This is a genomic window from Kineosporia succinea, assembly GCF_030811555.1.
Lineage (GTDB): Bacteria > Actinomycetota > Actinomycetes > Actinomycetales > Kineosporiaceae > Kineosporia > Kineosporia succinea.
Genome location: NZ_JAUSQZ010000001.1, coordinates 4,529,459 through 4,551,318, shown reverse-complemented (window position 1 = coordinate 4,551,318; position 21,860 = coordinate 4,529,459). Strand labels below are relative to the sequence as shown.

The following is a 21,860-nucleotide window of genomic DNA, read 5'->3' as shown; positions in this document are numbered from 1 at the left end:
CGCGCCCGGGCCTCGGCGAGCGATTCACTCCGGGTAGCGCACCGCCTCGCGCTACCCGGACCGGACCGCCGCGGGCGTGCCACCTCATGCTTCACCCCCGCTCCCTCCTCCCTCGCCGTGCCGCCTGCCGAGTCGCTGGTCGGGAGGGGCTCCATGCTGCGACCCGCCCCCACGTCGAGCCACGTTTCCTTTGCGCTCCGCGACCGTTCGGCGCTGCGTCGCCCGTCGCGGCACCGTCGTTCTTGCACGCCATGTCCAGCTCCCCGTTCACCTCGACGTCCATCTCCGCGCGCCTCCGGCCATCCCGGACGGCGCCCACCTTCAGCTCTGGCCGTTCTCACTTCTCTTCGGCTGCCTGCACATCACGCACCCGCCACCGCCCGGATCCCTCCCCCGCGTTCCCGAGCGCACGAAGGGTGAACACCATCGGCGCCGGGCCACTCGCAGGGACGTCTTCTGCGGTGGCCCCGTCGTTGCGTACCTGCTGGTGCCCGGACGTGCTCACCTCCGCCCTGACCACGGCGGTCCGCCCCCGGATCCGCACCACCTCGACCCGGCCGATGCGGTATCTGACCTTCTCGAGCCGATACCCGTTGGCTTTCAGACGTTTCAGCAGCGCCTCGTCAGAGCGGTGCGCCGGCGAGCCCGCCTCGTCGGCCCGGGACAGGTCCCCCTCGGACACCCTGGCGAACGCCTGCGACCGGACCTGACCGATCCGCTCCAGTGCCTCGGTGAGCTCGGGGCCGAGTGCTTCGGCCGGGCCGAACGGCTCCTGCCCCTTCTCGGCCACCGCGTCGGTGACCGGCGTGACCGGCGTGACCGATGCGTCCTTACGCATGTCGCCGACCGTTGCGGACACGTCGGTCGCGCTCCGCAACAACCGCCACCCGAAGCCAGCAGTCAGGGCGCCGACCATACCCACGGCCAGCAGCAACATGACCAGACGCGACACCGGAACCGTGCGACGCGTCGGCTCCCTCACGGGTGCAGGATGTTTCGGCGATTCCGCGACGGCCCGCGGCGCGACCCTCCGGGTGGTCAGCATCTGCATCGGCGGTTCGGTCGGAACGCGGGCCAGTCGGATCGGTGCCGGGTGCGCCGCCTGCCAGGCCAGGTCGGCGAACTCGGCCAGGCCGGGTCGCTGACCGGGATCGGGCGACAGACACGTCGCCAGAACCTCGCGCAGCGCGCGGTCTTGCGCCGGATAGGCCGGCCCCAGCGACACGTCGCCTTCTACAGCCGGCACCACCGCATGTTCCGCCTCGTTCTCACCCCTCATTCCCGACGGAGCACGACCCGTGAGCGCGAACCAGCTCGAAGCCGCGAGCGCCCGCACATCCGCGGCCTGCCGCATCGCCGCCGACACCGGGCCAACACTTTCGAGCACCAGCGGATCGGCGAAACCCGGCGTGTTCCAGATGTCTTCGTTGCGATCTCCGAACATCTGGGCCACACCGAGATCACCCAGGCGCGGGCAGCCGTCGGCTCCGAACAGGATGTTGCCCGGCGACACGTCTCCGTGGACCAGACCGCTCTGGTGCAGGTGCTCGAGGGCGGCCACGATCGGGACGATCACCGTGACCACCTCGCCGGGCGGCAGGGTTCCACGGGCGGCGACCAATGCGGCGAGGCTGCCCCCGGCGGCAAGGTCGAGCACGAGAGCCACCTTGTCGTCCGGAAGATCCACCACACGGCGCATTCTCACGATGTGCGGATGCTCGATACGGCTGAGCAGGGCGATTTCGTGTTCCAGTCCGTCGGGGCCCTCGAACGGCGTGGACCGCCGCCCGATCTTCAGCGCCACCTCCTCACCGGTGATCAGGTCTTCTGCCTGCCACACCTCACCGTGGGCACCCCGACCCAGCAACGTGTGCGGACGGAACCCGGGCACGTCGGGAGGGGCGGAAGGCTCGGGAGGCTTGCCCGGCTCGGCGGAGGTCTGCGAGAACGGCGGAAGGTCCATGCCCACACTGTGCCTCGAAGTCCCGACCGCCCGTTTTGGTTATCCACAGGCCTCCGGGTTGTCCACAGGTTCACGGCGTCGGCGTTGCCGGGTCGCTCGGACCTGAGATGCTCTGTAGCGGAAACGCACCGCAGATCCGAGCCACCGGAGGCCGACGTGACCGAGCAGAGCCCACCGCAGCCCGTTCCCGAGCACGATCTGCCCGCGGCGGCCGACGTGGTCGTGGTGGGCGCCGGTCTCGCGGGTCTGGCCTGTGCGCGCCAGCTTTCGCGGCGGGGCATCGACGTGGTGGTGCTGGAGGCGTCCGACGGGCCGGGCGGCCGGGTGCGGAGTGACGTGGTGGGCGGCTTCATCTGCGACCGCGGCTTCCAGCTGCTGAACCCGGCCTACCCCGAGGTGCGGCGGGTGCTCGACGTCGCCGCCCTGCGGTTGCAGCCGTTCCCCGCGGCGGTGGTCGTGGCCGGGGCTCAGGGCCGTCAGGTGCTGGCCGATCCGCGCCGCTCTCCCGGGCTGCTGCCGCTCACCGCGGTCGGCCTGCTGCGCGAGCGCGGCGGAACCTGGCGCGAGCAGGCCGCTTTCGCCCGCTGGGCGCTCGAGGCCGCGCGCGCCGATCCACGAAAGCTGTTGTCCGAGCCGGATCTCCCCTGGGTCGAGGCCCTCAGCCGGCGTGGTGTCTCCGGAGCGCTGCGGCGCCGGGTGCTCGAGCCGTTCCTGGCCGGGGTCGTCGGTGAGGACGACGGGGTCACCTCACACCAGTTCGTGCAGCTTCTCGTGCGGTCGTTCGTGCGGGGCACCCCGTCGGTGCCCTGGCGCGGCATGAGGGCCGTCCCCGAGCAGCTGGCCGCCCAGGTGCCCGGCATCCACCACGGGGTGCGGGTCGAGTCGGCCGGGCCCGGGCTGGTGCGGTCGTCGGCCGGAGACATCCAGGCCCGGGCGGTGGTGGTGGCAACAGATCCGCGCAGCGCCAGTGCCCTGCTCGACCTGCCACCCGTGGTGTCGCGGGGTCTCACCACCTACTGGCACGTGGCCCCGGAGCCGCCCACCCGCTCGGGAGCCTTGCACGTCGACGGCGACCGCCGCGGCCCGGTGGTGAACACCGTCGTGATCAGCAACCGGGCGCGCAGCTACAGCCCCGACGAGCGGGCCCTGATCGCGACCACCGTGCTCGGAGGCAATCCCGACCTCACCACCGAGCGCGCCGTGACGACCCAGCTCGCACAGATCTACGGGCAGCCCACGCACTGGTGGGAGCTCATCCGGCGCGACGCCATCCCCGAGGCTCTCACCGCCATGCCGGTGCCCCTGCAGGTGCGCCAGCCCGTCGCCCTCGGCGAGGGCATGTTCGTGGCGGGCGACCACCGGGACACGGCGTCGATCCAGGGCGCCCTGGTGTCCGGGCGCCGCACCGCCGACGCCGTCCTGGCCGAGCTGGGGCTGCCGGCGGTGCCGCGGGAACCGATCAAGGCGGGATGAGGGCAGTGACGCGGGAGGAGGTGAGGGCAGTGCCGAGGCCTTACTCGACCACCATGCGCCGCACCAGACCGTCACGGAAGAAGTACCGGTGCCGGGTCTCACGCCGCTGCACCAGCACGCCGCCGCTCAGGTCGCGCACCTCGTGCTCGACCACGGCCACGAGGTCGTCCTCACCCCGGCCGGGTTCGAAGTCGGTGGGCACGGCCTGCGGGTCCGACACGGCGAACTGCCCGCGCCAGTACTCGCGGATCTCGTTCTTACTGCGCAGCACGTCCTGGTTGGGCACGTCCGGCCACTCCACGTCGTCCGTCATCATCGACAGCAAGCCCTCGACGTCCCGCCCGTTGAAGCAGCGGTACGCGTCGATGAGCAGCGCCTTGCGAGCGTCCATGACGTCAAGCCTAGTGATCATTCCGGGCTGCTCGTGCCCGTGCTCACAGCAGCCCCGGCCGTCACCGGTGACGGTCGGGCGTAGGCTCGAAGACATGGGTTCGCTGCGGATCGAGCATCTGGGTTTCGGCGCCGACGCCGTCGAGTACACGGCTGGCTGGGAACGTCAGCGTGAGGTCCACGCCGAGGTCACGGCGGGCGCCCCCGACACGGTGCTGCTGCTCGAGCACCAGGCCGTCTACACGGCGGGCAAGCGCACCGAACCCCAGGAGCGGCCCGTCGACGGAACTCCCGTCATCGACGTGGACCGCGGCGGCAAGATCACCTGGCACGGCCCGGGGCAGCTGGTCGGCTACCCGATCGTGCTGCTGGCCAAGCCGGTCGACGTCGTGGCCTACGTGCGCCGTCTGGAACAGCTGATCATCGATGTGATCGCGGAACTCGGTGTCGAGGGCGGGCGGGTGGACGGACGCAGCGGCGTCTGGGTGCCCGCCGGCAACGGCCGCCCCGAGCGCAAGCTGGCAGCCATCGGTATCCGGGTCTCGCGCGGCGTCACCATGCACGGCTTCTCCCTGACCTGCGACTCAGACCTGGGCGCCTTCGGCCGGATCATCCCGTGCGGCATCGCCGACGCGGGCGTCACCTCGCTCAGTGCCGAACTCGGCCGCGACGTCAGCGTGCATGAGGTGCTTCCGCTGATCGAGGCGGCCCTGCCGACCCACGACCTGCCGGGGCACCACCACAAACGGGTGCCGAAGAACCGTCCGGCGGCGACTGCTCCGCAGGCCGATGAACTGCCGAGAACCGGCCCCCGGAAGACCGAGACGATCAGCGGTGCCATCAACGATCTGGCTCAGGAGCTCAGCGGCACCCGCTGAGCTCACCCGTGGCCGGTGCCGCAGGGGCGCCGGCACAGCGGACGATCAGACGAGGGAGCCATGAGGCCCGCAGACCCGGGACATGGGTCGGCCGAGTAGGGGTGTCCAGACACTGAGGGGCCCGGCCAGAACAACCGGCAGCCCGGCAGCCCGGCAGCCCCGCCAGCCCCGCAGCCCCGCAGCCCCGCAGCCCCGCAGCCCCGCAGCCCCGCAGCCGAAAAATACTGCCGGACAACGAAAAAACGGGGCCTGGCGCCTGATCGATGCTACCCCGGCGCGACATGACTGGACACGGAGGGTGGTTCGGCCGGCGCCTCTGACGAAGAAGCTCATGCGGCAGCGCGGTCCCCGGCACTCCACTCCACGCCAGTCCACGCCGGGCTTCGACTCCGGCTTGCTCCATGGCCGCGAATCCTCAGCTGCGAATCCATAGCCGTAAACCCGCAGCTGCACTCCTATCGATTATCGAGCGCATCGGTTTCGTCGCCGCCCCTCACCCTCCGGACCGGTGACTCCTGGCTCCAGCCCCACGCCCGCCGCAAACGCCTCGCACGCCCGCTATCATCGGCACATGGCGATACCAACCGGGCTCACCAATGCCGACACTGCGAAACCGACAGGCAGCGCAGAGTCACCTGAGGGCAATGAAGACGTCACCGCGGCGGCGTATCTCTTCCGCACCCTCGGCGACCCCACCCGGTTGCTGATCCTGCGTCACCTGGCCCGCGGCGAGCACCGCGTCGTCGACCTGATGAGTCACCTGGGGCTGGCTCAGTCCACGGTGTCCGGGCACCTGGCCTGCCTGCGCGACTGCGGGCTGGTGCGGTCGCGGGCCCAGGGGCGGGCCTCGCTGTACTCCCTCGCCCGGCCCGAGCTGCTCGACCTGTTCCACGCCACCGAGTCGTTCCTCGAGGCCACCGGCGAGCGGGTCGTGCTGCACCACACCGTCACGCTCGACCACGAGCACCGGGCCCACGGGCACGACGACGAGGTCCCGGTCCCGAACGGGCCTGCCCGGAGCGCGGGCCGCGACGTGGACGTCCGTCACCCAGAACCGCACCATGCACCCCACCCCGGCCTCGAACTGGGCCACGAAGCCGCGGAGCACCCGGCATGACGAGCACGACGCCCCCCGAGCCCGACCACGGGCCCGACCACGCGCCCGGCACCGAGCCCGGCACCGAGCCTCGTCATGAACACAGCCATGCGCACGAGCAGAGCCACACCGACGAACACGCCTCCGCGTCAGCCGGTGAGACCGCCCGGACCGGGCTTCTCCAACAGAGCTGTGCCCCCGCGTCCGAGAGCCTGAAGGCCCCCTGCGCCCCCCGCGTCCTCAAGCAGCCCGAACCCGCAGCGCGGACCGGGACCCGGGCCACACCGCCGCCCGAGCCGAAACCCGAACCCGGTGGACACGGCCACGGTCATGGGCACGACCTGCCCAAGGGCCCCGGCGCCCAGCGCCGCCTGGCGATCGTGCTGGGCATCACCGTCTCGGTCCTGGTGCTCGAGGCCGTCGGCGCCGCCCTCACCGGCAGTCTCGCCCTGCTCGCCGACGCCGGCCACATGCTCACCGACGCCGCCGGCCTGACCCTGTCGCTGGTCGTCGCGATCCTGGCCAACCGTCCCCCCACGGTCCGCCTGACCTGGGGCTGGAAGCGCGCCGAGATCCTGTCCGCGGCGATCCAGGCCACCGCCCTGCTGGCGATCGGGATCTACATCCTGGTCGAGGGCGTCCAGCGGCTCATCGACCCGCCCGAGGTCGCGAGCACCGGCATGCTCGTCTTCGGCGCCATCGGCCTCCTCGCCAACGCCGTCTCGATCCTCATCCTCCTGAAGGGCGCGGGCGAGAACATGAACACCCGCGCCGCCTTCCTCGAGGTCGTCAACGACGCCCTCGGCTCGGTGGCCGTGCTGGTCGCCGCCGCCGCGATCTGGCTCACCGGCTGGACCCGCGCCGACGCCGTGGCCTCCATCCTCATCGGCACCCTGATCCTCCCCCGCTGCTGGATGCTCCTCCGCCAGGCCCTGACCGTGCTCCTCGAGGCCACCCCGACCAGCGTCGACCTGGGCGAGGTGCGCAGCCACATCCAGGCCGTCCCCCACGTCGTGGCCGTCCACGACCTGCACGCCTCGACCGTCGCGACCGGCCTGCCGATCCTCTCCGCCCACGTGGTCGTCGAAGACGGCTGCTTCCACGACGGCCACCTCACCGTGATGCTCGACGAGCTGCAGAGCTGCCTGGCCGGGCACTTCGACGTCGAGCACTCCACCTTCCAGTTCGAGGCCCAGGCCCACTCCGACCACGAGCACCCCACGCACGCCTGACGAGCAGAACCACGTGATCACGCCCACGTCCGGCCCCTCCGGAATGAGTCACCCCTCCGGCGGCGCTTAGAGTTGACGAGGCGACGGCGGCCGGACCGCTGTCCACCAGACCGGCGGCAACGCAACAGCCGGCGAGTGCCGTCCCGGGAGACCCCCGGGACAGCGTGCGGATAGGGAGCACAGGTGACGATCGCACCCGAGGGCAGGCGGCTTCTGAGGGTCGAGGCCCGCAACGCCGAGACCCCGATCGAGCGGAAGCCGTCATGGATCCGCACCACCGCCAAGATGGGCCCGGAGTACACCGCGCTGACCGGCCTGGTGAAGAAGGAGGGCCTGCACACGGTCTGCCAGGAGGCTGGCTGCCCCAACATCTTCGAGTGCTGGGAAGACCGCGAGGCCACCTTCCTGATCGGCGGCGACCAGTGCAGCCGCCGTTGCGACTTCTGCCAGATCCACAGCGGCAAGCCGCAGGCCCTCGACCGCGACGAACCGCGCCGCGTCGGCGAGAGCGTCGCCACGATGGGCCTGCGCTACGCCACGGTCACCGGCGTCGCCCGTGACGACCTGGAGGACGAGGGCGCCTGGCTGTACGCGGAGACGATCCGCGAGATCCACCGGCAGTCCCCCGGCACCGGCGTCGAGATCCTGGTGCCCGACTTCTCCGGCAACCCCGAGCTGCTGCAGCTGGTCTTCGACGCGCAGCCGCAGGTCTTCGCCCACAACGTCGAGACCGTTCCGCGCATCTTCAAGCGCATCCGCCCGGCCTTCCGCTACGAGCGCTCGCTCGAGGTGCTGAGTCTGGCCCGCTCGAAGGGGCAGGTCACCAAGTCCAACCTGATCCTGGGCATGGGTGAGACGCCCGAGGAGATCCGGCAGGCGCTGACCGACCTGCACGACGCCGGTTGCGACCTGATCACGATCACGCAGTACCTGCGTCCCTCGCCGCTGCACCACCCGGTCGACCGCTGGGTGAAGCCCGAGGAGTTCGTCGAGCACAAGGACTTCGCCGACGAGCTGGGCTTCGCCGGTGTGATGGCCGGTCCGCTGGTGCGCTCGTCGTACCGGGCCGGGCGTCTGTGGGCCCAGGCCATGACCCGCCGGGGCGAGCAGATCCCCGAAGACCTCGCTCACCTGGCCGTCGAGACGACCGCGCGGCAGGAGGCCTCGAGCCTTCTGCTGCGAGGCTCGTCACGCTGACCCTCACAGCAGAAGTATTCTTCGCTCATGGCTCGCAACACACCCTCACAGCCCGTCAACCCGGAAGAGATGGGCCGCTTCGCCCAGTTCCGCGCGGTGTTCACGATGCTGCGCAAGGCCGACCCGATGGCGGTCGTCTGGATGCTGGTCGCGCTGGTCGGTCTCACGGCCGGCGGCGTGCTCATCGGCCTGGCCGTCGGGCATCCCATCTACGTGGGCATTCTCGGCTTCATGGTCGGGCTCCTGGTCGCGATCATCATCATGGGGCGGCGCGCCGAGCGGGCCGCGTACAGCCAGATCGGTGATCGCAAGGGCGTCGTCGGCTACGCGCTGAAGGGCCTGCGGCGCGGCTGGAACGTCGAGGAGCAGCCGGTCGCCGTCGACCCGCGCACCCAGGACCTGCTGTTCCGAGCCGTGGGCCGTCCGGGTGTGGTTCTGGTCACCGAGGGCCCGATGCCGCGCGTGGCCCGGCTCGCCGAGACCGAGCGCAAGCGCACCGCCCGGCTGATGCCCGAGGTGCCGGTGCTCGTGGTGCACGCCGGTGAGGGTGACGACCAGGTTCCGGTGCAGAAGCTGGTGCGCCACCTGATGCGCAAGAAGCCGGTGATCACCAAGCAGGAGGTCTCCGAGGTCAGCAAGCGTCTGCGCGCCCTCGGCGCCGCCCGCCTGCCGATCCCCAAGGGTGTCGACCCGACGCGTATGCGTCCCGATCGCCGCGCCACCAAGGGCCGCTGATCCCGAGCCAGCAACCGCATGAGGGACGCCGTCGAGACCTGGTCTCGACGGCGTCCCTCATTTTCGGGACCGCTGGGCGCAAAATCAGTTCCGCGCCACCACTGAACTGGTCAGTAGGTCGTGCATGCCCCGGCGGTCGACGTCCCAGCCCATCGTGAGCGGCGGCACCACCAGCGACAGCAGAACGGCGCGCAGCGCACTGCGCCACAGCCCGATCGGGCCTCCCCCGACGACACGTTCCACGTGCACGCCCATGACGCGCTGGCCGATCGTGAAGCCGGTGGTGCTGATCAGCAGCAGGTTCTCCACCGCCAGGATCGCCACCGGAATCAGGGTTCCCACGCCGGAGGCCACGGTCTCGGTACCGAAGAAGCCCCGCGCGATGACCAGGCACAGCACCCAGTCGATGAGCACACTGGCGAACCGCCGGCCCGGCCGGGCGAGCGAACCGGGGCCGGTCTCGGGCCGGTCGAGCCGCTCCCCCGGATAACCGGAGACGCCCGTCACCGCCTCCGGACCCTGGATCCACGAACCGATGTCCCGCCTGTCAACTGCCACAGGACGAGCTTAGGCGGACCGCGGGCCCCGTCCCCCGGTGACCCACTCGGCTCCCGCCACCGACCCGCCCGGGCACCACCGCGTCCACCGTCAAACGCGCTTACCAGAGCCCCGGCACCCAAGTAAAAGTGAGAAATACACCATCGGCCTTTGAATGTTTCCGGCATGTCACACAGCTATTTCCTGGCGATGTCTAAAGGGCCGACCCGCTGTGCCGGAGACCCGGAGTCATCCATTTCGTTCGATTGAACGACGTGAGAAGAACGTGCGTCGACCGGTGACCGCCCGGTTGCCCGTGGGCTGTAAGGTCTGCCCCACGGACCCCACGATCAGCGTCGATCGCAGGTGGCGGCACTTCCAGACCGCTCCGCCCGGGCACTCGCGACGGAGCAGGGCATCGACCGGAGCAGCCTGGAACCGCCACGTGCTCGACACGATGGGGTACTGCCTAAATCACCGGTAATTGTCTGGAACACTCGCTCCCGGACCTAAACCGGCGGTATAAGGCGTCAGTACCACTGACGGTTCCCACCCCGTAGACCGCGACCGATCCCCGACCGTGGAGGTTGGATTGTTCAGCAACGCCGAAGAGGTGACCAAGTACATCGCGGAGAACGACGTCAAGTTCGTTGACGTCCGGTTCTGCGACCTGCCGGGTGTGATGCAGCACTTCAACGTGCCCGCGTCCACCGTGGGAGAGGACTTCTTCACCGACGGTCAGATGTTCGACGGCTCCTCGATCCGGGGCTTCCAGGCGATCAACGAGTCCGACATGAAGCTCATCCCGGACCTGCACACCGCCTACATCGACCCGTTCCGTGTCGAGAAGACGCTCAACATCAACATGAGCATCGTCGACCCGTACACGAACGAGCCGTACAGCCGTGACCCGCGCCAGGTCGCGGCCAAGGCCGAGGCGTACCTGAAGTCCACGGGGATCGCCGACACCGCGTTCTTCGCCCCCGAGGCCGAGTTCTACATCTTCGACGACGTGCGCTTTGAGACGAAGCAGAACAAGTCGTTCTACGAGATCGACTCGATCGAGGCCGCCTGGAACACCTCCCGCAAGGAAGACGGCGGGAACCTGGGCCACAAGACCCCGTACAAGGGTGGGTACTTCCCGGTCCCGCCGGTCGACCACTACGCCGACCTGCGTGACCAGATGGTGCTCGCGCTCGACGAGCTGGGCCTCGAGGTCGAGCGGAGCCACCACGAGGTGGGCACCGCCGGTCAGGCCGAGATCAACTACCGCTTCGACAGCCTGGCCAAGTCCGCGGACAAGGTCATGCTGTTCAAGTACGTGATCAAGAGCGTCGCGCACGCCGCGGGCAAGACGGTCACGTTCATGCCGAAGCCGATCTTCCAGGACAACGGCTCGGGCATGCACTGCCACCAGTCGCTGTGGAAGGACGGCTCGCCGCTCTTCTACGACGAGAGCGGTTACGGCGGCCTGTCGGACATCGCCCGCTGGTACATCGGTGGCCTCCTGCACCACGCCCCGTCACTGCTGGCGTTCACCAACCCGACGGTGAACTCGTACCACCGCCTGGTGCCGGGCTACGAGGCGCCGGTCAACCTGGTCTACTCGGCCCGTAACCGCAGCGCCTGCGTGCGTATCCCGGTCACCGGTTCGAACCCGAAGGCCAAGCGCATCGAGTTCCGCGTGCCCGACCCGTCGAGCAACCCGTACCTGGCGTTCGCGGCGATGCTGATGGCCGGCATCGACGGCATCAAGAACCGCATCGAGCCGCCGGCCCCGGTCGACAAGGACCTCTACGAGCTTCCGCCGGAGGAGCACGCGGGCATCGCCCAGGTGCCGGCGTCGCTCAGCGAGGCCCTCGACAACCTCGAGAAGGACCACGCCTACCTCGTCGAGGGCGGCGTCTTCACCGAGGACCTGATCGAGACCTGGATCCAGTTCAAGCGCGAGTCCGAGATCGACCCGATCCGTCTGCGCCCGCACCCGCACGAGTTCGAGCTGTACTACGACGTGTGATCCACACTTCGTGAACGTCGGCGGGCCCCTTTTCCGGGGTCCGCCTTCGTTTTGGCGCCGATCGCCCCAAGGGCCTCCCGCTCCAGGGGCTACGTGCGTGAAGGCCTGCCTGTTTGAGGACGACGCGGTCGCCGGACGCGTCCGGCTCACCTCACGAGGCGGCCGGGACGTAGACGTACTCCTCCAGCTCGGGCGCCGGCCCGTCGGCCGGGAGGGACGACAGGCCGTACCAGGCGATCAGTGACGCCTTGGCCTCCCGGTCGACCTCGTGCTCGACGCGCTGCGCCCCGGCCGGCGCCGGCACCGGGACGCCCGACCGGGCCACGTACGGCTGGTCGGCGTACCAGCCCACTTTCCGGCTGCGCGACAACGCTTTTCCGAGCTCGTGGGTGAGCATGTGGTCGACGTGCCCGCCCAGCCCGAACGGCGCCAGGATCAGGTCGGCCGGGGTGGTCGCCAGCAGCACCCGCCGTTCCAGCTGCTCCAGGAGCGGCCGGTCGTGCGGTGAGATCCGGCCCCGCGACGCGTGCAGCCGGAAAGTCGGGTAGACGCAGTCCAGTTCGGGCAGCAGCGCCCCGGCCAGACGCGGTGCCCGGGACACCCGGCGGCGGTACAGCGCGTCCGGCAGGCCGAAGTGCACCCCGGTCACGCCGATCGAGCGCAGCGCCGCCAGGTCCCGCGCCCGGCGCCGGTGGTAGAGCTCCGGCGCACGCCGCGCGTTGGCCCGGCGCAGCTCGGCGCGCGCCGCCCGCGAGGCCCGGTCGGGGTGGCAGGCCGTGAACAGCGACATCACGGTGACCGGCAGCCGGGACGAGATCCGGGCCAGCAGCGAGCCGCACGACAGCGCCGCGTCGTCCGGGTGCGGGGACAGCACCACGACGCAGTCGTGATCCCGCAGGGCGTCGTCGAGTCCGGGCACGGCGGCTTCCTCCCCTACGTCAGGACCCCATTCACCGGGACGCGACCGCCGGAGGCAAGACCGGGTGCGGTGCGCGGCGCCGGAAGGTCGTGCGGAGATCTACGGGGCATCGGTGGGTGAACCGGTGCGCCGGAGAGGCCCCCGGCCACCGCTCCCCCGGTCCGCAGACAACCCCAGGACCGGGCGTGACCTGGCGCTATATGCCCGACAAGGTTCCCGTGGGACCTTTACCCCGACATTCGGTGATGATCGTTACCACCGACCGGAGTACCCGTCGCCCCGGGCAACCTTCCACACTCACAGAGTGACCGCGTTTGCCACCCCTGACCCGACCTGGACGGCGATCGTCAACGCCCTGGACGAGGATCCCTCGGACGCCATCTGGGCGTTCAAACTCACCATCCAGTGCCGCAACCACCTGCGGCACGCCCTGCGCCAGGTCGGCAACGACCTGGTGCCGCTGACCGACCCCGCGGACTGGTCGAAGGACCCGGCACGAAAGCCCCCGCCGCGCACCGACAACCCGGGCCGGGTGCGGCGCACGGCCAAGGACATCACCGGCGGCCCGGACGGCGCGAAGGGCTTCTACGAACGCTGGCACGTGCTGCTCGGGGTGCTCATCGGGCACGAGTACGAGGCCGCCGGCAAGCAGGTGCCCGGCTGGACCACGAAACTGCGCATGGACAAGGAGTGGGTGCTGTCGACGCCGCTGATGACCGACACCCAGGTGCGCACCAGCACCCCGGAATGGCTGTCACAGCGCGGTCTCTACATCAGCCCCCGCGAACTGGCCGATTTCTGAGGGTATCTCGACCCCCAGTGCGGGTCGTCCGGGGCCACCCCGGACGACCCTCCCGGGTTACCGGTCAGCTGCAGCACCAGGTCACGGGCGAGCGTGTCGAGCACCCAGAGCAGCTCGTGCCGCACCAGCACCGGCACCGGCCAGACCCCGGCCCCGTGCACCGCGCCGAGGATCGCCCCGGTCATCGCGCCCACGCCCTGCGGGGCGCGGGCGGTGGCGGCGAAACGCAGTGCGGCACCGGCGTCAGCGTGGCCCGCGAAGCTCGCGGCCGTGTACACGCCCCCCATCAGCACGGCCGGGGCGCTCGCACTCGGGGCCAGGCTGAGCAGCACGTCCCGCTGGCCCGGCCGGGTGCCCGCGGCCCACAACGCCGTGCGCAGCCCGGCCGCCACCTCCTCGTCCAGCCCGGGCAGCGCGTTGGCCACCAGGGCGGGCAGGTCGTTCTCGCCCGGGCCGGCCGCCAGGAACCGGTTGAGCAGCCGCACTCCGGCCGCGGCGGTCGACCAGGCCCGCGGATGGCCGTGGGTGAGGGCCGCGCACTCGGACGCCATCCGCACGTCCGACCAGTGGGCCTGGCCGGACAGGGCGGCGAAGGGCAGGCCCCGAACCAGCGAGTGCCAGCCCAGGCTGCCCGAGACCGGCGCCTCGCGGGTGCCCGGGCGCCCGCCCTGCGTCGCGTTCACGGTGGCCGGGGCCTCGCCGCGGTGCTCGTACAGCTGCGGCACCTGCATCAGCCAGCCGTCGGGCGGCACGTCGGCGTGCAGCACCCCCTGCAGCAGAGCCCAGCGGCCGTAGGCGTCCCAGAGCTCCGAGGGCGGGTGGCAGGCTCCCTCGTGCAGTGAGCGCAGCACCGCCCGGATGGTGCCCTCGACCGTGAAAGCGGCCAGCTGGGTGGCGGTTCCGGACTTCAGCGGGGCATGGTCGGGCTGGTCGAAGGCCAGGCTCTCACCGAGGGCGAGCCCCAGCAGACTGCCGCGGACTCGGCTCTCCCAGACCAGGGGATGGGGCTGCAGGGCGTCGCTCACGCGCCGATTGTCCGGGATCAGGGGTTATTGCATCCAGTCGACGACCTCGTCCATCAGACCGGGATGACTTTCCTCGACCCGGCGCACGTAGTCGGCCAGGTGCTCGCTCATGAGCTGCCCGGCGTCGTCGGCGCGGCCGTCGCGCACCGCGTCGGCGATCTGCAGGTGGGTGCGCAGGACGGCGGCCCGGTCTTCTCCGGGCACGACCAGCTCGCGCACCCGGGTCTGGAACACGTCTTTCAGCGACAGGACCAGCAGACCGATCACACCGTTGCCGGCCGTCTCCACCAGCAGGGCGTGGAAATCGGCCGTGGCGCGCCGGTACTCGGACTCCGCCTCCGGGTCGGCGGCGGTCGCGGCGACGCCGAGCCGGGCCGCCTCCTCGCTGGTGCGGCGCTGCGCGGCCAGCCGGGCGGTGACCGGCTCGAGAATCAGCCGGGCCTCGAGGAGTTCGCGCACGGTGAGACCGCGGGCATGCAGGAACAGCGTGGCGGTGCGGGCGAAGTCGTGGCTGGAGAAGTCCCGCACGACCGGCCCTCCGCCCGGGCCGGGCCGGATCGCGATCAGCCCATTCACCTCGAGGATGCGCAGGGCCTCGCGCAGGGTGCTGCGGCCGACCCGGTACTCGGCCATCATCTGGGCCTCGGGCGGCAGGCGGGTGCCGGCGGTCAGGCCGTCGCGGGTGATCCGGCTGAGGATCTCGCGCGCCACGGCGTCGCCGATCTTGCCCCCGCGGCCGACCCTTCCGACCGAGCTGGTTCTTCCGGCGTCCCCCACATCGGACATACCGGGCATCGTAGGGGAATTTGCCCTGTGTTTCTCAGGATACGAGCACTCTGATTGAAGATTTGACCGAACCGGCGGCCGGGACGAGGGTCCTCTCAGTCCGCACGACCGCCCCGCAGTCCACCAGGAAGGATGCTGACCGCTTGGCCGCGTAGCGTCGTCGTCATGAGCACCCGCATCAGCATCCGCCGTCTGGGCCGGGCCACGCTCGCCCGGCAGCATCTGCTGGAGCGGGTGCGCATGGGCGCGCTCGAGATGGTCGAGCACCTGGTCGGCCTGCAGTCGCAGGAGCCGTTGAGTGCCTACGGCGGCTTGTGGACGCGTCTGCACGGTTTCGAGGCGGCCGAACTGGCCGATCTGCTCGAGAACCGCCGGGTGGTGCGAATTCTGGCCATGCGCGGCACGATTCACCTGTTCAGCGCCCGGGACTGCCTGGGCCTGCGCCCGGTGATGCAGCCGGTACTCGACCGGGTCTACACGGCCGCCCGGATCCGGGCGGTGATCGGGGATCCGGCCGAGCTGGAACGCCGGGCGCGGGAGCTGCCGGCGGCGGGCCCGATGCTGCCGATGGAGCTGAACCGGGCTCTGGCGCCACACTGTCCGGACGCCACGCTCGACGATCTGGCTGGCCGTGGGTGGTCGGTTGCCGCTGGTGCAGGTGCCGCCGCGCGGGGTGTGGGGGCGCGGCGGGCGCACGACCTACGCGCGGAGATCCACCGGGCAGGGGCGTTCGTCACCGGCGGCGACGTGTTGGCCGAGTACCGGAAAGTATCTACCTGAGTAGCACTTGCGGTGCATGTGGACCAGGCGCATCATCGCGGCATGGCCACCATCACGCTGACGTTCGACCCGGACAACCCGGCCGACGTGGAGAAGGCCCGCCTCCTGCTCGACCGGCTGGCCCCCGTGGCCCCGGCGCCCGATCCGGATGCCGTGCGGCAGAAGGTGATCGCGCTGCTGCGCGGCTACGGCGAGAAGCGCACGGCCTACATCCGGCACGTGGCCCAGGCATCCCCCGACGCCGCCGAGTACGACGACCTGGTGGCGATCATCGGCTCGGCCAAGGCGGTCGGGGGCACCCACTCGGCGATCGAGCGCGCGTGGCGGGCGAAGAACATGCCGGGGCCGTTCATCGCGACGGACGACCTGGGCGGGGCCCACATGGATCCCGGCCTCGCCGACATCGTGCTGGCGGTGCTGCACGACGTGATCGACGAGCCGGATCCGTTGCGGGCGGCGACGTACTGAGCTTCCGGGCTCCAGGTCGTCAGCAGGCTCGAGGCCGTCCCGCCGGCGAACGCGGGCCTGTGCACAGCCGCAACCACACCCCCGTGGGAGGGGCGGGACCGAGGTCACCGGAACGTCCATGATCGAGTGCCCCGAACGCAACGGGCCCGCGGCCGGTGACCGACCGCGGACCCCTGGTGACGGTGGGACTACTCGCCCGCGAGCGCCGCACAGCAGGTGGTGATGAGCATGCGCGAGACCACGTAGGGGTCGACGTTGGCGTTGGGGCGCCGGTCTTCGATCCAGCCCTTCTTCGCCTTCTCGACCGCCCACGGGATGCGGATCGACGCGGAGCGGTCGGACGCGCCCCAGCTGAACGTCTTGTAGCTGGCCGTCTCGTGGGCACCGGTCAGGCGCTCCTCGATGCCCTGGCCGTAGGCGGCGACGTGCTCGTCGGCCTTCTTGCCGAGGGCCTCGCACGCGGTGACGATCGCGTCGTAGCTCTCCATGGTGGCCGCGGTGGAGAAGTTGGTGTGCGCGCCGGCACCGTTCCAGTCACCCTTCACCGGCTTGGCGTCGAACGACACGTCGACGCCGAAGTCCTCGGCGATGCGCAGGAGCAGCCAGCGGGCCACCCAGATGTGGTCACCGATGAGAGGCGCCGGCAGCACGCCGATCTGGAACTCCCACTGGCCCATCATGACCTCGGCGTTCGTGCCCTCGATGGCCAGACCGGCCTTCAGGCACGCCTCGGTGTGCTTCTCGACGATCTCGCGGCCGGGCATCCGGTCGCCACCCACACCGCAGTAGTACGGGCCCTGCGGCGCCGGGAAGCCGACGGCGGGCCAGCCCAGCGGGCGGCCGTCGGCGAAGAACGTGTACTCCTGCTCGATGCCGAAGTTCGGGCTCTGGTCGGCGTACTTCTCGGCCGCCGCGACGCAGGCGGCGCGGGTGTTGGTGGCGTGCGGCGTGAAGTCGGTGAGCTCGACCTCGCAGAGCACCAGCACGTCGCCCTCGCCGCGCAGCGGGTCGGGGCAGGTGAACACGGGACGCAGCACGCAGTCGGAGTTCTCACCGGGCGCCTGGTTGGTGCTGGAGCCGTCGAAGCCCCAGATCTCCGGCTCCTGGCCGTCGGCCACGATGCGGGTCTTGCTGCGCATCAGCGGGGTCGGCTCGGTGCCGTCGATCCAGATGTATTCGGCGCGGTAGGGCATGTCTCGGGCTCCTCGTGCTCTCCTGAGCCCCACCCCCGCATCGTCTGCGGGAGTGGGGCTTTCCTGAGAACGAGCCTCGCCCGGCGATGCTGCCGGACGATTGCCGCGAGGTGAAGAACTGGTTTCCCCGGTTTCGGGGATATTTCTCAGCTCTTCGTGCTGATGCCCTCGAAGGCCTGGTTCTGGCCCTTCTTCTCCGCGGGCGGGGCGTCGCCGTCCTCGTTGCCCGTCAGCTCCGGGCGCTCGGGCAGGAAACGGCCGAAGACCTTCTCCAGCCCGACGGCGAAGAGCTCGGCCCGGCTGACCGCCAGCGGCCCGAGGATGGCCAGGATCAGCACGTACCCGGCGACGAACGCGCTGATCCGCGGGTCCAGCCCGGCGACCGCCGCCATCGAGGCCAGGATCAGTGCGAACTCGCCGCGGGCGAGCACCGTGAGCGACACGAAACTGGCCTTCTCCGGCCCGAATCCGTAGATCCGCGAGGAGAGCGTGCCGGCCGTCAGGTTGCCCACGACGGTGACGAGCACCGCCAGGGTGATGGGCAGCCACACACTCATCACGTCACCCGGGTCGATGGTGAGACCGAAGGTGAAGAAGAAGAGCGCGGCGAACGCGTCGCGCAGCGGGTGCACCAGTTTCTGGATGCGCACCCCGGCCTTTCCGGAGCCCAGGATGAGGCCGATCATGAAGGCGCCGATCGCGTCGGACACGCCGAGCTTCTCGGCGACCCCGGCGCTCAGCACGGCGAGGCCGACGAACGTGACGATGAGCAGCTCGTCGTCACGGGTCTCGACCAGACGCCCGACCAGCCCGGCGCCCCAGCGGGCGATCGCCGTGAGCACCACCAGGAACCCGAAGGCGATGCCGAACTTCTGCGCGGCCTCGGCGAATCCGCTCGCGTCGCTCAGAACCGGCTGCAGCAGCGCCAGGTACAGCGCCAGGAAGACGTCTTCGACCACGATGATGCCGAGGATCAGCTTGCTCTCCGGACGGCCCAGCCGCCCGGTCTCGACGAGCACCTTGGTGACGATCGCCGAGCTGGAGATGCCGATCACGCCGGCCAGGACGAACGCCTCGCGGCTGCCCCAGCCCAGCAGGAAGCCGAACCCGAGCCCCAGGCCGACGTTGATGAACAGGTACAGCCCGCCGGCGGCCAGGAGCTTTCGGCCACCGCCGATCAGGTCGTCGAGGTGGAACTCCAGGCCCAGGTAGAACAGCAGCAGGATCAGGCCCAGCGAGCTGAGCAGGGCGAACTCGGTCGGGTCCTCGACCAGGGCGAGGCCGGGGGTGTTCGGGCCGAGCAGCAGCCCGGCGAGCATGAACAGCGGGATGGTGGGCAGGCCGACACGTCGGCCCAGGCGGGCGGCCAGCCCGGCGGCGAGGAAGGCGCCGCCGAGGGCCATCAGGGTCTCGGCAAGATGCATGTGCGGGTCCTCAGTCTCGGCCCGTGGAGATGTGGGCGTAGGGGTCGACGGACGCGTGCGTCACCGGTCGGGGCCCCTTCTGCGGAGTGTCGTCGTCGGGCGCCGCGGGCCGGTCGGGCCAGAACCGTTCCAGCACGATCGCCAGCGGCGAGGCGGTGAAGACGCTCGAGAGCGTCGCGATCACCAGGCCGATGAGCAGGGCGAGCGCGAAGTCGGTGAGCGAGTCGCCACCCAGCAGGGTCAGCGCCGCCAGGATGAAGATGGACCCGAGACCGGTGTTGATGGTCCGCGGAACCGTCTGCAGGATGGCGCTGTTCATGACCTTGGCGAAGTTCTCGCGCGGCCGGGCCCGGCGCATCTCGCGCACCCGGTCGAAGACGACGACGGTGTCGTTGACGCTCAGGCCGACGACGGTCAGCGCCGCGGCCAGGAACACGCCGTCGATCGGCTTGCCCAGCCAGGCGAAGATTCCGACCACCGCCAGCACGTCGTGAAACATGGTGAGGGCGGCGGATATTCCGAAGGTCCAGCGGAACCGGACTGCCAGGTAGAGCATCTGGGCCAGGATCGCCGCGCCGAGCGCGAGAATGGCCTTGGTGCGCAGCTCGTCGCCGAGGCTCGGGCCGATCAGCTCGTCGGTCTCCTTGCTGACGTCACCCCCGACCCGCTCGAGGGCCTGCTCGATCTCGAGCGCCTCCTCGTTGGTCAGCTCCTCGGTGCGCACGCTGATGGTCTCGGCCGCACCCCCGGTCGGGGACGAGGTCTGCACCACCGCCCGCGGGAAACCGGCCCCGCTGACCGCTTCTCGCGCCTGGTCGGCCGTGACCGCCTGGCTGGTGCTGAACGTGAGCAGCCGGCCGCCGGTGAACTCCACGCCGAGGTTGAGGCCACGCACCAGGATGCCGGTGACCGAGAGCACCACGATGGCGCACGAGATGGCCATCCACAGGCCGCCGCGGCGCATCAGGTCGGGGCCGCTGGTCTCCAGCCAGCGGCGCAGCCGGCCGTTGCCGGCCAGGCCGCTGATGCCCGGGCGCTTGCGCAGCAGGGTGCGGCGCACCGCCCACTCGGTGAGCACCCGGGCCACGATCAGGGCCGAGACCATCGAGGCGATCACACCGATCGACAGCGTGACCCCGAAGCCCCGGACCGGGCCGGTGGCCAGGAAGAAGAGCAGGGCCGCGGCCAGCAGGGTGGTGACGTTGGTATCGATGATCGCGGTCCAGGCCTTGTCGAAGCCCGTCTTCAGGGCCCCCGGCAGCGCGCCCCGGCCCTGCCGTTTCTCCTTCGGGACGGCCCCGAACTCTTCACGGGCCCGCTCGAACACCAGCACGTTGGCGTCGATGGCCATACCGATGGCGAGCACGAAACCGGCCAGGCCGGGCAGGGTCAGGGTGGCGCCGAGGAACACCAGGAACGCGTACGAGATCAGCGCGTAGCAGGCCAGGGCCAGCGTCGCGAGGAACCCGACGACGCGGTAGACGAGCGTGATGAAGAGACCGGTGAGGATCAGGCCGATGACGGCGGCCTTGATCGAGGCGTCGATGGCGTCGGCGCCGAGCGTCGGGCCGACCGTGCGCTGCTCGATGACCTCGACCGGGATCGGCAGGGCGCCGCCCTTGATCAGCACGGCCAGGTCTTGCGCCTGCTCGGCGCTGAACTGGCCGGTGATCTCGGTGCTGTTGCCGGTCATCCCGACGTCGCAGGTGATCGACGGGTCGACCTGGGGCGAGGAGATGACCTCGTCGTCGAGCACGATCGCGATGCGCCGCTGCGGGTCGCCGGGCAGCGCGCAGGCGGCGTCGGCGGTGAGCTGGCGCCAGGCGTCGCCGCCGGCGGCCTTGAAGTCGATCGTGACGAACCAGCCGCCGCCACGGGTCGGGTCGGTGACCCCGGCGGCGTCGCCGACGCCCTCACCCGTCATCACCGACGGGCCGACGACCAGCGGCTGGCCGTCTTCGTCGACGAGGCGCTGCTGCCCCTCCTCGAGCTTCTCCTGCGTGGCCTCCTCACCCTCGGCCTCTTCGCCCTCGGCCGCGACCGGCGCCGGGTCGGTGGAGACCACCGGATGGAAGGTCAGCTGGGCGGTGCGGCCCACGACCTCGGCGGCCTCGCGCGGGTCTTGCACGCCGGGCAGCTCGATGATGATGCGGTTCTCGCCCGAGCGGGTCACCGTCGGGTCGGTGACGCCGAGGGCGTCGATGCGGTTGCGCAGGACGCTGAGCGCGCGGTCGGTGGCCTCGGCATTGACCTGGACCGTGTCGGTGCTCTTGCCCTCGAGGACGATCTGGGTGCCGCCGCGCAGATCGAGCCCCAGGCGTGGGGACATCGTCAGCGCGACGAAGAGTGAGGTGGCGACAACGGCGATCGCGACGATCGCCCGCACCACGGGGACAGCTCGCATGGCTCCTCCGGGTATGGGGTCTGGCACCCCTGCCCGTCGAAGTCAGCAGGGGTGTATCAGGTGTGGAACCCGGAGCTCGGTGGTGCACGGCCGCGGTGCGAGACGCTGACCGTGGTCGCGATGACCTGGGCGGACGCGTCGACCGGGAGATCGATCAGATCGGTCGGGAGGTACCAGGCACGGCCGTCGAGAGCGGCCGGCACGTCGGGCGAACCGCCCGGGAAGTGGATCTCGGCACCCTGGCCGGCGGCGGTCGCCGTCACCCGGCGATCGGGGGTCTGCACGGCCACCCGGTGCGAGACGGGGGACGCGGTGGAGACCGGGTGGTTGCGCGCGGAGGCCCGGGCGCTCTCGGGCCCGCGGGCGTCACGCTCGGCCGTGGCCGTTGCGGAACGGTGCTGCCCGGCCGTGTGTTTCGAGACGATGGTGGCGACGCTCAGCAGCGTCAGGACGATCGCGACAAACGTGATCAGCGCAGCGGTGACCCCTTGCGGGCGCAGGCTGATACGAGGCGTCATCACGGCCAGTCTACCGGTGAGCA

At 70.6% G+C, this 21,860-nt stretch carries 19 protein-coding genes and 1 pseudogene; 10 read left to right on the top strand and 10 right to left on the bottom strand.

Annotated elements, in window-relative coordinates; genetic code table 11:
- Positions 1-337 precede the first annotated feature (337 nt).
- Positions 338-1,963 (bottom strand): serine/threonine-protein kinase, encoded by a 1,626-nt coding sequence (locus tag J2S57_RS19795; protein WP_307245152.1) that lies wholly within the window; start codon positions 1,961-1,963, stop codon positions 338-340.
- A gap of 156 nt (positions 1,964-2,119) precedes the next feature.
- Between J2S57_RS19795 and J2S57_RS19790 the strand changes: the two genes are divergently transcribed.
- The gene (locus J2S57_RS19790; RefSeq protein WP_307245150.1) at positions 2,120-3,436 is read left to right on the top strand and encodes an NAD(P)/FAD-dependent oxidoreductase; all 1,317 of its coding nucleotides are present in this window, start codon (positions 2,120-2,122) and stop codon (positions 3,434-3,436) included.
- 40 nt (positions 3,437-3,476) lie between these two features.
- Here the strand turns inward: J2S57_RS19790 and J2S57_RS19785 are convergent, their stop codons facing one another.
- Positions 3,477-3,827 (bottom strand): nuclear transport factor 2 family protein, encoded by a 351-nt coding sequence (locus J2S57_RS19785; protein ID WP_307245148.1) that lies wholly within the window; start codon positions 3,825-3,827, stop codon positions 3,477-3,479.
- A gap of 94 nt (positions 3,828-3,921) precedes the next feature.
- Here J2S57_RS19785 and lipB point away from each other — a divergent pair, with 94 nt between their 5' ends.
- The 5 genes and pseudogenes from lipB (at position 3,922) to J2S57_RS19760 (ending at position 8,964) form a co-directional block, all read left to right on the top strand.
- Positions 3,922-4,704, top strand: a complete 783-nt coding sequence (gene lipB / locus J2S57_RS19780) for a lipoyl(octanoyl) transferase LipB (RefSeq protein ID WP_307245146.1) — start codon at positions 3,922-3,924, stop codon at positions 4,702-4,704.
- A gap of 571 nt (positions 4,705-5,275) precedes the next feature.
- Positions 5,276-5,641 (top strand): annotated as a pseudogene (locus tag J2S57_RS19775) (ArsR/SmtB family transcription factor); the annotation flags it as partial.
- 176 nt (positions 5,642-5,817) lie between these two features.
- Positions 5,818-7,032: a cation diffusion facilitator family transporter gene (locus J2S57_RS19770; RefSeq protein WP_307245142.1), complete on the top strand. Its 1,215-nt coding sequence runs from the start codon at positions 5,818-5,820 to the stop codon at positions 7,030-7,032.
- A gap of 183 nt (positions 7,033-7,215) precedes the next feature.
- Positions 7,216-8,229: a lipoyl synthase gene (lipA, locus tag J2S57_RS19765; protein WP_307245140.1), complete on the top strand. Its 1,014-nt coding sequence runs from the start codon at positions 7,216-7,218 to the stop codon at positions 8,227-8,229.
- Positions 8,230-8,256: 27 nt separating this feature from the next.
- Entirely contained in the window at positions 8,257-8,964 is a 708-nt protein-coding gene (locus J2S57_RS19760; RefSeq protein WP_307245138.1) for a DUF4191 domain-containing protein, read from the top strand.
- Between the two features lie 84 nt (positions 8,965-9,048).
- Here J2S57_RS19760 and J2S57_RS19755 read toward each other — a convergent pair whose 3' ends face one another.
- Complete coding sequence (locus J2S57_RS19755; RefSeq protein ID WP_307245136.1) at positions 9,049-9,522, bottom strand: RDD family protein; 474 nt, start codon at positions 9,520-9,522, stop codon at positions 9,049-9,051.
- A 571-nt stretch (positions 9,523-10,093) separates the two neighbouring features.
- On the opposite strand from J2S57_RS19755, the gene glnA reads away from it, so the two are divergent.
- On the top strand, positions 10,094-11,518 hold the full coding sequence (gene glnA, locus J2S57_RS19750) for a type I glutamate--ammonia ligase (protein ID WP_307245133.1): 1,425 nt from the start codon (positions 10,094-10,096) through the stop codon (positions 11,516-11,518).
- Between the two features lie 151 nt (positions 11,519-11,669).
- On the opposite strand, the gene J2S57_RS19745 is transcribed toward glnA, so the two are convergent.
- Positions 11,670-12,437 (bottom strand): PIG-L deacetylase family protein, encoded by a 768-nt coding sequence (locus J2S57_RS19745; protein ID WP_307245131.1) that lies wholly within the window; start codon positions 12,435-12,437, stop codon positions 11,670-11,672.
- A gap of 304 nt (positions 12,438-12,741) precedes the next feature.
- Here J2S57_RS19745 and J2S57_RS19740 point away from each other — a divergent pair, with 304 nt between their 5' ends.
- A complete protein-coding gene (locus J2S57_RS19740) occupies positions 12,742-13,239 on the top strand; it encodes a hypothetical protein (RefSeq protein WP_307245128.1) in 498 nt (165 codons plus the stop codon).
- Here J2S57_RS19740 and J2S57_RS19735 read toward each other — a convergent pair.
- Both J2S57_RS19735 and J2S57_RS19730 read right to left on the bottom strand, forming a co-directional pair.
- Positions 13,206-14,264: an ADP-ribosylglycohydrolase family protein gene (locus tag J2S57_RS19735; RefSeq protein WP_307245126.1), complete on the bottom strand. Its 1,059-nt coding sequence runs from the start codon at positions 14,262-14,264 to the stop codon at positions 13,206-13,208. The genes J2S57_RS19740 and J2S57_RS19735 overlap by 34 nt on opposite strands.
- A 24-nt stretch (positions 14,265-14,288) precedes the next feature.
- Positions 14,289-15,050 carry a FadR/GntR family transcriptional regulator gene (locus J2S57_RS19730; protein WP_307245124.1) on the bottom strand — a complete coding sequence of 254 codons (762 nt, stop codon included), beginning with the start codon at positions 15,048-15,050 and terminating at the stop codon, positions 14,289-14,291.
- A gap of 165 nt (positions 15,051-15,215) precedes the next feature.
- Between J2S57_RS19730 and J2S57_RS19725 the strand changes: the two genes are divergently transcribed.
- Together J2S57_RS19725 and J2S57_RS19720 are read left to right on the top strand one after the other, a co-directional pair.
- Positions 15,216-15,830 carry a DNA glycosylase AlkZ-like family protein gene (locus J2S57_RS19725; protein WP_307245122.1) on the top strand — a complete coding sequence of 205 codons (615 nt, stop codon included), beginning with the start codon at positions 15,216-15,218 and terminating at the stop codon, positions 15,828-15,830.
- Between the two features lie 42 nt (positions 15,831-15,872).
- Entirely contained in the window at positions 15,873-16,298 is a 426-nt protein-coding gene (locus tag J2S57_RS19720; protein WP_307245120.1) for a hypothetical protein, read from the top strand.
- Between the two features lie 188 nt (positions 16,299-16,486).
- Here J2S57_RS19720 and glnII read toward each other — a convergent pair whose 3' ends face one another.
- The 4 genes from glnII to J2S57_RS19700 all read right to left on the bottom strand — a co-directional run bounded on the left by glnII (position 16,487) and on the right by J2S57_RS19700 (position 21,837).
- Entirely contained in the window at positions 16,487-17,491 is a 1,005-nt protein-coding gene (gene glnII, locus J2S57_RS19715; RefSeq protein ID WP_307245118.1) for a glutamine synthetase GlnII, read from the bottom strand.
- A 146-nt stretch (positions 17,492-17,637) separates the two neighbouring features.
- Positions 17,638-18,915, bottom strand: a complete 1,278-nt coding sequence (locus J2S57_RS19710; protein ID WP_307245117.1) for a cation:proton antiporter — start codon at positions 18,913-18,915, stop codon at positions 17,638-17,640.
- Between the two features lie 10 nt (positions 18,916-18,925).
- Complete coding sequence (gene secD / locus J2S57_RS19705) at positions 18,926-21,319, bottom strand: protein translocase subunit SecD (RefSeq protein WP_307245116.1); 2,394 nt, start codon at positions 21,317-21,319, stop codon at positions 18,926-18,928.
- A gap of 56 nt (positions 21,320-21,375) precedes the next feature.
- Entirely contained in the window at positions 21,376-21,837 is a 462-nt protein-coding gene (locus tag J2S57_RS19700) for a hypothetical protein (protein ID WP_307245113.1), read from the bottom strand.
- Positions 21,838-21,860: the final 23 nt, after the last annotated feature.

Excerpts from the sequence above, each read along its gene's own strand:
- J2S57_RS19720 (WP_307245120.1), top strand. The coding sequence starts at position 15,873 with ATGGCCACCATCACGCTGACGTTCGACCCGGACAACCCGGCCGACGTG.
- J2S57_RS19710 (WP_307245117.1), bottom strand. The coding sequence starts at position 18,915 with ATGCATCTTGCCGAGACCCTGATGGCCCTCGGCGGCGCCTTCCTCGCC.
- J2S57_RS19795 (WP_307245152.1), bottom strand. The coding sequence starts at position 1,963 with ATGGACCTTCCGCCGTTCTCGCAGACCTCCGCCGAGCCGGGCAAGCCT.
- J2S57_RS19760 (WP_307245138.1), top strand. The coding sequence starts at position 8,257 with ATGGCTCGCAACACACCCTCACAGCCCGTCAACCCGGAAGAGATGGGC.
- J2S57_RS19725 (WP_307245122.1), top strand. The coding sequence starts at position 15,216 with ATGAGCACCCGCATCAGCATCCGCCGTCTGGGCCGGGCCACGCTCGCC.
- lipB (WP_307245146.1), top strand. The coding sequence starts at position 3,922 with ATGGGTTCGCTGCGGATCGAGCATCTGGGTTTCGGCGCCGACGCCGTC.
- secD (WP_307245116.1), bottom strand. The coding sequence starts at position 21,319 with ATGCGAGCTGTCCCCGTGGTGCGGGCGATCGTCGCGATCGCCGTTGTC.
- J2S57_RS19785 (WP_307245148.1), bottom strand. The coding sequence starts at position 3,827 with ATGGACGCTCGCAAGGCGCTGCTCATCGACGCGTACCGCTGCTTCAAC.
- glnII (WP_307245118.1), bottom strand. The coding sequence starts at position 17,491 with ATGCCCTACCGCGCCGAATACATCTGGATCGACGGCACCGAGCCGACC.
- J2S57_RS19700 (WP_307245113.1), bottom strand. The coding sequence starts at position 21,837 with ATGACGCCTCGTATCAGCCTGCGCCCGCAAGGGGTCACCGCTGCGCTG.
- J2S57_RS19770 (WP_307245142.1), top strand. The coding sequence starts at position 5,818 with ATGACGAGCACGACGCCCCCCGAGCCCGACCACGGGCCCGACCACGCG.
- J2S57_RS19730 (WP_307245124.1), bottom strand. The coding sequence starts at position 15,050 with ATGTCCGATGTGGGGGACGCCGGAAGAACCAGCTCGGTCGGAAGGGTC.